The 12,343-nt window shown below is 47.6% G+C and carries 11 protein-coding genes and 1 tRNA gene; 2 read left to right on the top strand and 10 right to left on the bottom strand.

The window, feature by feature from the left end:
* Window positions 1-83: 83 nt before the first annotated feature.
* From EJL04_RS01250 to EJL04_RS01240, 3 genes are all read right to left on the bottom strand, one after another.
* Window positions 84-755, bottom strand: coding sequence for an RluA family pseudouridine synthase (locus tag EJL04_RS01250; protein WP_125103876.1), 672 nt, complete (start codon window positions 753-755; stop codon window positions 84-86).
* Window positions 756-867: 112 nt separating this feature from the next.
* A complete protein-coding gene (gene fabG, locus EJL04_RS01245; protein WP_021854664.1) occupies window positions 868-1,614 on the bottom strand; it encodes a 3-oxoacyl-[acyl-carrier-protein] reductase in 747 nt (248 codons plus the stop codon).
* A 68-nt stretch (window positions 1,615-1,682) separates the two neighbouring features.
* Window positions 1,683-2,276 (bottom strand): TetR/AcrR family transcriptional regulator, encoded by a 594-nt coding sequence (locus tag EJL04_RS01240; RefSeq protein WP_125103875.1) that lies wholly within the window; start codon window positions 2,274-2,276, stop codon window positions 1,683-1,685.
* 973 nt (window positions 2,277-3,249) lie between these two features.
* On the opposite strand from EJL04_RS01240, the gene EJL04_RS01235 reads away from it, so the two are divergent.
* A tRNA-Met gene (locus tag EJL04_RS01235) sits at window positions 3,250-3,322 on the top strand.
* A 477-nt stretch (window positions 3,323-3,799) separates the two neighbouring features.
* Here EJL04_RS01235 and EJL04_RS01230 read toward each other — a convergent pair.
* From EJL04_RS01230 to EJL04_RS01210, 5 genes are read right to left on the bottom strand one after another with little or no spacing between them, the layout of a single operon-like run.
* The gene (locus tag EJL04_RS01230; RefSeq protein WP_125103874.1) at window positions 3,800-4,921 is read right to left on the bottom strand and encodes a porin; all 1,122 of its coding nucleotides are present in this window, start codon (window positions 4,919-4,921) and stop codon (window positions 3,800-3,802) included.
* Window positions 4,918-6,111, bottom strand: a complete 1,194-nt coding sequence (locus EJL04_RS01225; protein WP_125103873.1) for an electron transfer flavoprotein subunit alpha — start codon at window positions 6,109-6,111, stop codon at window positions 4,918-4,920. Before EJL04_RS01225 ends, EJL04_RS01230 begins: the two co-directional genes overlap by 4 nt.
* Window positions 6,112-6,126: 15 nt before the next feature.
* Window positions 6,127-6,909: an electron transfer flavoprotein subunit beta/FixA family protein gene (locus tag EJL04_RS01220; protein WP_125103872.1), complete on the bottom strand. Its 783-nt coding sequence runs from the start codon at window positions 6,907-6,909 to the stop codon at window positions 6,127-6,129.
* Between the two features lie 57 nt (window positions 6,910-6,966).
* Window positions 6,967-8,187, bottom strand: a complete 1,221-nt coding sequence (locus EJL04_RS01215; protein ID WP_053398264.1) for an NAD(P)/FAD-dependent oxidoreductase — start codon at window positions 8,185-8,187, stop codon at window positions 6,967-6,969.
* Between the two features lies 1 nt (window position 8,188).
* Complete coding sequence (locus EJL04_RS01210) at window positions 8,189-9,511, bottom strand: DUF5690 family protein (protein ID WP_125103871.1); 1,323 nt, start codon at window positions 9,509-9,511, stop codon at window positions 8,189-8,191.
* Between the two features lie 206 nt (window positions 9,512-9,717).
* Between EJL04_RS01210 and EJL04_RS01205 the strand changes: the two genes are divergently transcribed.
* Window positions 9,718-10,629 (top strand): hypothetical protein, encoded by a 912-nt coding sequence (locus EJL04_RS01205; protein ID WP_021854655.1) that lies wholly within the window; start codon window positions 9,718-9,720, stop codon window positions 10,627-10,629.
* Between the two features lie 112 nt (window positions 10,630-10,741).
* Here EJL04_RS01205 and EJL04_RS01200 read toward each other — a convergent pair whose 3' ends face one another.
* Window positions 10,742-11,314, bottom strand: coding sequence for a 7-carboxy-7-deazaguanine synthase QueE (locus EJL04_RS01200; RefSeq protein WP_125103870.1), 573 nt, complete (start codon window positions 11,312-11,314; stop codon window positions 10,742-10,744).
* Window positions 11,315-11,319: 5 nt separating this feature from the next.
* Window positions 11,320-11,658 (bottom strand): 6-pyruvoyl trahydropterin synthase family protein, encoded by a 339-nt coding sequence (locus tag EJL04_RS01195; protein WP_021854653.1) that lies wholly within the window; start codon window positions 11,656-11,658, stop codon window positions 11,320-11,322.
* Window positions 11,659-12,343 lie beyond the last annotated feature (685 nt).

The raw sequence follows: 12,343 nt of genomic DNA, 5'->3' as shown, positions 1-12,343 counted from the left end.
CGTAATACATGCAAAGTAAGCAAATATTTCGGAAAAAAAGAAATTATTTGGCAACAAAAATGCCTAACGAGGCTAATATAACGTTACAGCATACGCATTTCGCGCCACAACCTGTCGTCAGGAAGCGGTGCCTCGGCGTATATCTTCTCCTTCGACACAGGATGCACAAACTCTATCTTGCGTGCCAGGAGCGATATGCTTCCGTCGGGATTGCTGCGCCTTGCGCCATACTTAAGGTCGCCTTTTATCGGACATCCGATGTTTGCCAACTGGCAACGTATCTGATGGTGGCGTCCGGTCATCAGATTAACCTCAACGAGCGTATAATTGTCCGAACGGCCTATCACCTTGTAGTGCAGCATGGCTTTCTTTGAGCCGGGCACCTCATGGTCGTAGGCATAACTCTTGTTCTGCTTTTCGTTGCGGTTAATCCAGTCGGTCAATACAGCTTCAGGCTCTGCAGGGCAGTTTTGGGTTATCGCCCAGTAGGTCTTATGAACGTCGCCTGTTCTGAACATGTCGTTAAGACGCGAAAGGGCCTTCGACGTCTTGGCAAACACGACAAGTCCCCAAACGGGGCGGTCGAGCCTGTGGACAACACCGAGAAACACATTTCCCGGCTTTGCATATTTTTCTTTAATATACTGCTTCACATCATCGGCCAGTGTCCTGTCGCCGGTCTTGTCGCCCTGCACAATCTCACCGCTGCGCTTGCTCACTATGATGATGTGATTGTCCTCGTATATAACCTGCATGTCTGTATTCTGTATTTATAATATGACTGATAATGTTTTAACAAAAGCAAAGAGGGAAGACTCTCGTAGCAATCTTCTCTCTTTGCGCAAATCTGTATAAACTGATAATTTATTACATGTTCATACCACCGTCAACCTGGATAACCTGGCCAGAGATGTAGCTTGACATATCTGAAGCCAAGAATGTAGCGCAGGCTGCGATGTCGTCAACTGTACCGCCGCGGCGCAGAGGTATCTTTGCAGCCCACTCCTTGCGAACCTCGTCAGACAGAGCCTGAGTCATGGCTGTGTCGATAAAGCCCGGAGCAATGGCGTTGGCGCGGATGCCCTTAGGACCCATTTCCTGTGCGATGCTCTTTGCCAATGCAATAAGACCTGCCTTTGAAGCAGCATAGTTAGCCTGGCCGGCATTACCGTGAACACCTACTACAGATGCCATGTTGATGATAGAACCCTTACGCTGGCGCATCATTACAGGAACACAAGCGTGTATGAAGTTGAACGCACTCTTAAGGTTGACAGCGATAACTGCATCCCACTGTGCCTCAGTCATACGCAACATCAGTCCGTCCTTTGTTATTCCGGCATTGTTAACGAGGATGTCTATTGAGCCGAAATCCTCTTTCACCAACTTAACAACCTCTTCTGTCTGAGCGAAGTCAGCAGCATTGCTGGCATATCCCTTAGCCTTAACGCCCTTAGCAGCTATCTCGGCCTCTGTGGCTTTTCCGTTCTCGTCAATAACAAGGTCTGTGAAGGCTACGTTAGCGCCCTCTTCAGCAAACTTCAGCGCGATAGCCTTACCGATACCGCGCGCTGCACCTGTAATAAGCGCAGTCTTACCTGTTAATAATCCCATTTTCTTTTTTATTTTATAAAGTTGTAGATAATTTTAAGTACATATTTTTTATATCAGGCACAAGCCTCCTACTTAGACATCGGCTTGCCCAGCGCACCATACACGACTTTTACCACAAGCGGCTTGCTGGCCTCGGGCGTCATGCCATGACCAAGACGGCCGCAGATAAAAGGCACCTCAAGACCCTTGATACAATAGTGCGTGATGTCGGCCACCAGCTCAACATTGTCTATGTCGAACTCTCCGTCGAGCTTACCGTCGGCATACACCTTTCTGAAAAGTTCTATTTCGTCTTCGTCAAAGTTCTTTCTCACCTTCTCCACCATCCATATATTTCTGAAGAAGGCAGCGCGTAGGTTGCCGTTGCGCATCACGGTTTCTTTAATCATGTTAAGGTGCGTGTAAATCAGCTCAATAATCTTGTCCTGAGGCCGTATTTTCTTGGCGGCCACCTCGTTCATCTTGTCCGAAAGCCGTTCGAGCTCCGACTCAATCACGGCATAGTAGACTTCCTCTTTACTTTTGAAATAGGTATAAAGAGTACGCCTGCCCTTGCCCGAAGCCTTGGCTATATCGTTCATCGTCGTATTTTCCAAGCCATTTTTGGCAAACAGTTGCCTGGCAACGTCTACCAGTTTTTGCCTTGTTTTAGATATGGACATCTGGTTGTTTCTCCTAATTTACTTTTGCACATACTGATTATCGTGTGCAAAATTATTATTTTTATTTGACTCCACAAACATTTTAACGCGTAAAAGATTAAAGAAACATTAAACTAAACTATAAATAAAGGCACTTTATGCGTTTTTACGCATGCTTAAAGCCTGCCGAACATCACGCCAGCAACGGATGGCAACACGCCTGTTCACAGAAAGACATCAACAAAATTGCCAAACAACGGCAAGCAGAGAGTTCACATTAATTATATTATATAGAAATGCTTTTATGATAAAACAAATGCTGAAAGCAGGCACACCAGCACCGGCAGCAGCGGCTTACGGACGAACAATCTACAGACTTGCCACTTTGACTTAATATTAGGCATTTACATGTCAATTTGAATTTCGCTGACGCCCTGAAACTTGAATATTTGAAAATTAAAATCATTTGGACGAAAATACGGGCAGAATACGTGTGCAATTGCAACAGTCTGTCGTATAAGGCATTATGCCGCCTGACCAAATAATGTGCATCATTTTTTGTCCTAAAATGGCATAAAATGACATGATTTGCGCTCAAAAACAGCATTGTTTTGCATTGCCAAACGTGCCGTTTTTGAGTAAAAAACCATAGGTTTACCACTAAAAAACCTGCCGTTTGGCTCTCTTTTGTAAATATGCTTTACCAAGCGACGGGCTTAATGGCAACATTTTTTCTATTTCACCATAAAATCCGTACATAAACAAAATGTCATAATGCTCGGCATTAAGGCAAAATGCTTACGCACGGCTAACCTCACAAATGCAGGCTAAAGCCATGTAAAGTATGAGCCAAGACGGCAAAAACAGCCGTTTTTATAGCCATTTTTTAATTTTCCATTAAAATTTTTCCCTAAAATTTTGCAGATTCAAAAAAAAGCAGTACTTTTGCAAACGCAAATCAGAAATGAGGCGCAAGCGAATAAAAAATTAACATCGCGGAGTGGAGCAGTTGGTAGCTCGCCAGGCTCATAACCTGGAGGTCGCATGTTCGAGTCCTGCCTCCGCAACTACAACGGATAATATACTTAACTAAGTATTTATCCGTTTTTTGTTTTTCTAAACTTTCCTATGCCCTGTTTCAGGGCGTGCAGCACAATATTTGTCGCTATATCCGCGTCTGTCAGCCTGTTCGGAAAAAGACTTTTTGCCGGCAAATCCATAGAAGACCGGTACATTATCGGGACAGTTCGCTGAGACATACTGACAGCCATGCATCATTACGGATGGCCTTCAGCATACCGTATCCGGCTTTATTATACAAGCAGACTGATGCATTCTTTCGCCATTCTGCTTTCCACTGCCGGCCTGTCATTTGCCTTATTTCGACATTTCCGCTATATATACGGAAGGCAGGCAACGGCAAGCTCTATATAAAAACGGATGTTATGCCAAATGACAATGACGATTGAAGACAAATAAAAATCTATGCTTCCCGGCAGGAAAGCATAGAGACTGAAACATTTTTCGGCTAAAGAAAGGGGTCGTCAGAATACGTATTGTATTCGTATCTGGCCCAGCAGCAGGTCTTTCTGATAAAACTCGTTGCAGTTGTCGCCCACAAAGACATAGCTGCAGTTGGCCTTCACGGCCAAATATTTGTTAAGATAGAAGTTGGCCCCTACAGACAGGTCGGTCTCCTTGCCTCCCGATATGCCGGCCTTCGGGTCGTTCATGTCAGTGTAGTTCAACCTCGCAGTAAGCTCAATAGCCTTTTCTGTCTTAGGGCGTCCCGGTATGCTGTACACCGGATCATACTCAAATCCGCGCCCCTTTATAAGATATCCGGCCTGAATATATCCGCCGTGAGGCATATAGGCTTCGCCCTGAGTGCGGTTATAGCGGTCGACAAAGTATTCGCTCTGAATCATAAACTTGGGCGACATGTATAAAGCTTCGAGCAGCCCCTTCACCTCCGTGCCAAGATGGTCTACCTTTGCGTTTAGCAGAGCATTGGGAAGCATCGACGTCACGCCTGCACTGCTAACTTCAGTTTCAGGGTCCCCCTCGGTGTTTACCGGCCGTGTGCGGAACGAGAAGGCGCCTCCTGCATGTATGAGATAGTCGCCCTTCTGCCTGCGCCACACGGCACGGCTGGTAGACACGAAGGCGTTTACCTGGCTGCTGCCAATCTTGTTGATGTCGTTGTGCGTATAAACGCCCGTAGCCAGATAGAGCGACGGCAGATAATAGTGTATCGTTGCGCCGAGCTTACGGCTGTTGGTGAACGCCAGCACCGAAGTTGCCGACTGATTGAAGCGCATGTCTACGGTGCTTATGAGCATATCCATCGAGAAAGGTTCATAGGCGTTGCCCACAGCCACCACGCAGTTTTTCATGTGATAGTTGAACAGCAGGTCTTTTATCGCCACCTTTCCGCCGCCGAAACCGATATCGGCCTTCAGCTCGAATTGACCATAGTTTGCCTTAAAGCCTACACGGAAATCTTCAAGGCGATAATAGCCCTGCACGTCTTCCTTGCCATAATCGGTAACCGTGGCATCCAACAATGCACGCGAACGGAACTTTATCTTGAGCGAATCGCCGGCAAGTGCCACACTGAAGGATGCCGCCAGCACGACGATACATGCTAATATCTTCTTGCTCATGCCTTTACAGATATTATGTCTACAAGCCTTGCCAGCGCTTCCTCGGCAGAGATGTTCCATCCGTAATCTGCCACGCTGAATATCGGAGCCTGCCTGTCGGTGTTTATCGCCATTATCTTTTTAGCTCCGACAATACCAGCCGTATGCTGTATCTGTCCGCTGATGCCTATTGCCACATAAAGGTCGGGGGCAACAGTATGACCGGTCTGCCCTACCTGAACCGATGCATCCACAAGCCCCATCTCAACGGCAGCCCTCGATCCGGCAACAGACGCACCTATGCTCTTTGCCCATGCGCTGATTTCGTCGGCACATTTACGCGTCTTCACTCCGCGCCCTATCGCCACGATAATCTTACTGTTGCTCAGCGACGAATGCTTCACTTCGCTGCTCAATGTCTCAATAAGCCTTACGCGCGCATCATTCATGCTCTCGTCGCAGTCGTATCTCACGACGCGGCCTCTGCGGCTGCCGTCTTTCACGGCCGGACGCATGATGCCGGGACGCACCGAAGCCATCTGCGGGCGATGCGCAGGATTTATTATCGTTGCCATAAGGTTGCCGCCGAAAGCAGGACGTATCTGTCGCAGCAATTTGGTCTCTTTGTCAATCTCAAGTTCAGTGCAGTCGGCCGTAAGTCCTGTGTGAAGCACCGAGGCAAGGCGTGCCGAAAGGCCGCGTCCGAGCAGGGTTGCCCCCATAAGGAGTATAGCCGGGCGATTCTGCCGTATCAGGCGTTCAAAGACTTTGGTGTAGTTTTCGTCGATAAAGTCGGCCATCAACGGCGAGTCAACCATATGCACACAGTCGGCGCCATACGCAATAAGGTCGTCTGCCAGCCCGCTCACGCCGTCGCCTATGAGCACTGCCTCAACCGGCTGCGCCAAGTTTTCAGACAGTTCTACAGCCTTGCCCAGCAGCTCAATGCTCACAGGAGCCAACTGTCCGTTTTCAACTTCAGCCCACACCCATATACCTTTACTGTTGTCGGCAGCGCTGTCTTTAGGCTGCTCCTTGTTTATCTTTAAGGCTCCGGCGGCACATGCCTGTACACAACTTCCGCACAGACGGCAGCTGTCTTCGTTTATCTCGGGAAAATCACTCATGGTTATAGCCCCGAAAGCACAGCTCTCAGAGCAGATGCCACAACCTATGCAAAGATCTTTATCTAAATTTAATGCGAAACTCATAATTCTTATTATCTGTTATTTTGTTTGACAAAGCACGTTGTTCTCTATAATGTCCATCACGGCATGTCCGTCCTCAATCCATTCTACCACCTTGTCGTGCTGAGGAACCTCTGTTGCCACTACCTGCGTTGGCGACGCACACAGTCCGATCTCGTCAGAAGAAAGGCCCAGGTCGTGCTCGTTCCATCTTGTAATGGACTGCTGGCGTGCCTTCTGCCATGCACGTAGCGTTACGTTCTCAAGTTCACAGTTTTCACGGCTCACCATGATGGCGCACGGCATCTTCACCTCAAGATGCTGAAGCTTGCAGCCAGCGTTTCTTGTAACACTTACCGAAGTGTCAGATATGGCCGTTATGGCTGTCAGCTGTGTTATCTGCGGAATGTCAAGCTGACCGGCCACCTCAGGGCCAACCTGTGCAGTGTCGCCGTCTACAGCCATCTTGCCGAAGAACAGCAGGTCGTAGTCGCCAATCTTACGTGCGGCAGCTGCGAGCGACTTGCTCGTGCACAACGTGTCGCTTCCGGCAAAAGCACGCGACGAAAGCAGCACAGCCTTGTCGGCTCCGTATTGCAGTGCCCCGCGCAACACCTCTACAGCCATCTCCGGTCCCATGCTTACGGCCACAATCTCAGCCCCGGTCTTTTTCTTAAGGTTAACGGCTGTCTGCAACGCATGCAGGTCGTCAGGGTTGGTGCGCGTAAGAGCCGACGAGCGCTTCAAGGTCTTTGTCACCGGATCTATTTCAACCTTTGTGGATAAGGGTACTTGTTTCAGAAAAACTATATATCGTTTCATTTTCTACATTTTTATATTTATGTTCGTGTTTTCTATATCTTCATTTGCAGCACAGGCCTATCCGCCCTTTTTGTTAGAACGGGCATCGGCACATCTCTTCTGAAATTCGGCTGAGAACGGATCAACTTCACCAAAACGCTCCGGTGCGAAAAGACCGGGTGAGACAAATGGTTTCTCGCCTGTAATAAGTTCGGCAGCCAACCGTCCCATACCTCCACCGGCAGCCACGCCACCGCCACAGCAGCCCGTAACGGTAAACAGACCTTCGTATTTGCTCACCGGACCGATGATAAACATTGCATCGGGCACATAGCAAGACGGACCGGCCATGTAGTGGGCTATGCCGAGGTCTTCTATATCCGGCAAGAAACGCTTCAGGAGCGGTGCACATTCGTCAAGCACTTCCCACTTGGCAGCCTTGTTGAAGTCGAAGTCCTGAAGCTGGTCTGTCATCGTAGAAGGGTCGAACGACTGGCACTGGCTTTCGCGCAAACCTATTATCAAGGCTCCTACATCCGATCGCGTGAAGGCTCTTGCGTCAGGAATGACAGAGAACGGATGGTTTACCGGGAAGCGCTGCTTGTCGATGCCGGTAATCCAGAAGTGGCTCCTTACGGGCGTAAACGGCAGTCCTACACCGAGCGGACGCATAAGCAGATTGGCCCATGAGCCGGCAGCATTGACAACAACGGGAGCACTTATCATCTCACCGTCAGGCAGTTCAACGCCGCTTATTCTTCCGCCTTCGGTCTGTATCGACCTCACCTTGCAGTTAGTTCTCAGTTCCACACCCAGCGCCTTTGCAGCCCTGGCATATCCAGAGCACAGCAGTGCAGAGTCGATAAAGGCGTCTGTAGGCATATATACGGCTACGTCAGCGGCAGTTTCGTTGATCCATGGCAACAGTTCTTTCACACGTTTCTGTGATATCCGTTCATTCGGAATGCCAAAGTCGTTGGCTGCACTCTCCAAGGCTTCCACACCCTTCAGCGAGGCTTCTGACGAAGCAATCGTAACGCTTCCGCACTGCTGCAGCTCGAGCGACTCTCCAAGAAGCTGTTCTATCTCGTCTATGCAGTCGTAGGTTTCCTGCACCAGTTCCATCAGCGCCGGTTTTGTCCGCGCACGTGTCAGCAGGCAGGCCGCGCGCGAAGAGGCCTGAGATGCAATCTCGTTACCGTCTAAAAGCAATATCTTACCGGCTTTGCGTTTTGCCAACTGATAGGCAGTGGCTGTTCCGAGCAGACCGCCTCCTATGATTATGATGTCGTAGTTCATTTTAAATTGTATTATATTGAGGGTTTATAAACAAATCCATCTTAGAGTTTTTTGTCTTGTTTCTGTTGTTAAGCGAATAGCGCTTGTAGATAAGTGTGGCTACTATTGTGAACAAGACTGTGCATACTGCACCGACGAAGAATGCCATGTGATTGAACATGTCGAACCATTCCATGTCGAAATTGAGGAACTCCTTGGTTGAAAGCAGTGTTACCGTTCCCATGTATCCGATAAAGTCGATTATCGCGATGAAGAATCCAACGTTGCCTTTTATCCTGAAACAGGCTATGAAACGGTCGAAGAATATTGTCTGGAACGTAAGATAGGCTATATAAAGGCACAGGCTCTCTATGAACAGCCACACAACAGGCTGCAGGTCGAGGGCTTTGTAGTTGAACGACACGTATGCCATGGTGATACAGCTCAGTATGACAATGCCCATGAGACACATAAGCGTCTTGATGTTGCTGCGGAAGAACACAAAGGCGGAGAACAGGGCAAGTATGGCCAATGTAACTATAGTGTCGACCTGTGCGAACAGCCATGACGACTGATTGCTCATGTCGAGAATAAGCACAAGGAAATCTTCCTTGATGTCGCGCAGGACAAGGAGCATGAAGTTGCCGATAAACAGCAGCGTGAGTATTGGCGCGAAACTCAGGAACAGACGCTTACGGCCTTCAGAGTCTAAGACAACGCGCTCGTTGCGCAACTCGATATCTTCCTGTGTAGGGCTGGGCAGACGCTTAAGCAGATAGCCCATAAGCACAAGCAGAGGCAGGGCCACGCCGCCAATGACTGCCGGCATCCAGAACTGGTCTATATTAAGTTCGTTCATGGCAAAGAGTCCGAAGCTCTTGGCTATTCCGGAACTGAACACCATGCTTACGCCCAAAAGGCTCGCCAGCATATCCGTAACCTTGCGGCCCTCAATGAAACTAAAGATAACGCCCCACATGCATCCGAGCGACAGGCCGTTGAAAAACATTGCTGCGGCATTGTAAGGAGCGCTGAGCACGCCGAAGCCTATCAAAGCCACCTCGGCCATTATTGCCGATGTTACAAAAAAGCGGAAGCGGTTTTCGCGTTTCAGCTCAGAGATAAGTTTTATACCGAAGAATTTTGCTATTACATACCCAAGTATCTGAATGGTTGTAACAGCTACCTTATAATCTGTTCCAAACAGGGTCAATCCCTCGAAAGAGGCTGCCGTATACGGCTTGCGCAAGGCATATACAAGCGAGTAAGACAGCAAGGCTGCACCTCCGGCCCAAAGTATAAGCAGGAGTTCCGACATTCTTTTGTTCTTTGTTGCTTTTTCCATAATTATATTGATGATTTTGTTTGTTCATTTTTTTAATTACGGCAGCAAAAGTATATCGGTCTGCAATATGAAAAAATCAATTAATCATATATTATAACGCCAAAAAAACGTGTATTCATTATGTAATTTTCATATCATGATAATGAATCAGAATGGTAATGTTTTTGTAATATCGTTTTGGTACATTCGCGCCAAAAATAAAGGATATGGATAAACTGGTATCACTGTATGAGCAACTGAAGAAACTGCGTGACGCAGGAGTGAAGATGAAGGACATTTCGGAGGAGACGAACATAACATCGAGCGTTCTGTCTTCTTTATATTCGTCTGTACTGCCCGCCTACATCAACAGCATATCCGGCGGCAACGACAGCGACTACGCGCTTAACAACGCCTTGCAGCAGGTGAACAATGTGTCTAAGAGAAAGCTGCTGGGATGCCTTGACGAACTGTACGACAAGGTGTGCCATATAGAGCCACGGCTGATAAGCGGAAAGAGCAACAGCCGTCCGTTTCTTGACGATATTGAAAAAGAATCAATAAAGTATCTTCCCAACGCAGGCATATACACAGGCCTGTACCAGTCGTACAGCGCTTCGTCGTATGCCGACGGACTGAAAGTTGAGCCCTACATGATATCATCCATTGCCGACGGCGACACCCTGCCGAAGGTATACTGCCAGAATATGGCCGGCGACTATTATGTAGGAGTAGGCCTGTTCTCGCCGTTCCAGATTGGCTATCTGATGTTCAACGAGCAAAAGAGGCTGCAGCTCGCACTGAAGGTTATTTATCTGCAACTGCCTATCATTGAATATCCTGAAGTGATTAAGGGCATTTATCTCACGCACGACTACAACCGCAATCCTATCGCAAGGCGTATTATCTTTGTACGCCAGGGAGACGAAATACCACTGGAGGAGTTTGAAAAACTAAGAACAGAAGTTATCCTGAAAGAAAAGCTCACCGGAGAACTTATTGACTATTATAACTACACGTGCGGACAAAACGACGTGATAAGGAGCATGATGCTCATATCGCCCGACAAGGGCTTGAAGGAACTGCAGCACGAAAAGCAGCTGCTGAAAATACTTCACTTCAATGGTGGTGATCAATGAGGCTATGCCTAATTGCCTCATTGATTTCTTATGAATTGCCACAGACGGCATAACTGTCGGGCCACGTTATTCAGACACTGGCGAGCCATGTCGCCGTAGAGGCTGAAGGCCGTTATCTCACATTAATTATTTTATGGGTCTGAAGCGAAAGACGCCACTTGGGATGCGAAAGGCAATATTCCACGGCATCTTTTAATATCACGGCATTCCGTCTGTCGTCATTCACGTCGCATGGCTGCAGGCTATACACCTGAGCCTCCATGCCGTCATATTGCGACATATCCTGCTCCGGCGTCTGAAACACCACTTTCAGTTCGTCGATATGCGTCAGAACGACAGGACGGTATTTGGGTGAACACGTAATCCAGTCGACACGGCAGCCTTCGGGCAGACGATAAGTGCCGTTTGTCTCTATCTGCACATACATTCCGGCAGCGTGCAGCCTGTCAACAAGCGAAGCTGTAAGCTGCATTGTCGGCTCGCCGCCGGTAATAACCACATGCGCAGCCGGATAGGCACACACCTCACGGACGATGTCTTCCTCAGACATTTCCGTAAACGACGTATGCTCCGTGTCACAAAAACTGCAACTGAGATTGCAGCCTGAAAAACGTACGAAGACGGCTGGTGTTCCGGTAAAGTGGCCTTCGCCCTGAAGCGAATAAAAAATTTCGTTTACCCTCATAAATGTCAGTCTTCGTCTTTAACGTACGACACCTTGTTGTTCTCGCTTTCTTCTATATCCACCCGATAGCAGTGTTCAACCTGACTGCATATCCAGGCTGCAATGTTTTCGGCCGTAGGATTGAACGGCAGCAGTTCGTTGAAGTTGCCATGATCAAGATATCCGTGAATTTTATCCTTTATATGCTTAAAGTCAACAACCATACCCTCAGCGTTAAGCTCACGCGACTTGCAATAAACCGTAACAATCCAGTTGTGTCCGTGCAGATTACAGCATTTGCTGTCATAAGAAAGAGTAAGGCGATGACAGCCAGCAATCTCCATTCGCTTAGAAACGTAATACATAATTTTATAAAGAAATTATCCGTTAATCATTCAAAAAAACAACATGCACGAAACAGGCCGTGCCTCTCACACTTGCCCGGCATGACGCATGCCGACATACAATTAAGCCTGCCAATATGGCATGTTTCAACAATCGTCAATGCAAAGGTAGTCAAAAATAGTGAAAGGAGAATGAAAAGACAAACGAAAAACGCAGTTTTTTAACCCGGGCAGGTCATTGGCAGCCGAATAATGAGCTGTTTGTCTTATTTAAATATTCTGAAAGCCAAACGCTTGCAGGCAGGAAATTTCATTGTCGGCCTTCAGAAAACACTGCTCAAGATACACTACGTCATCAGCCAACAGGAAGAATCACACAGCAAACTTATTAATACCGGCAGATTGGGATAAACAATATTTCTTTAGCAATGCCTGCACTGAAATGCACGGAACATCGGATTGGACATAAAAAACCATTTGTTTGCGACAAAAAACTCGGCCACTTTTGCATTAAAAGTGGGCCACTTACGGACCGTAAACAATAGGTTAATGATTCGAAACCAATAAGCACGATTTTGCTTACAGTCTGCATATTTCAAACTACCGTTCCGGCTTTTCGTTAAGGATAATAGCACATTTTCCTTTCAGTTTTTTGAGGTTTAATTCTGATGCCTGCAATCCTTACCCTATATCATGAAAAAATAGC

The sequence above is a fragment of the Prevotella marseillensis genome, assembly GCF_900625065.1.
In the GTDB taxonomy this organism is placed as follows: Bacteria; Bacteroidota; Bacteroidia; order Bacteroidales; family Bacteroidaceae; genus Prevotella; species Prevotella rara.
This window is presented reverse-complemented; position numbering and strand designations above follow the sequence as displayed.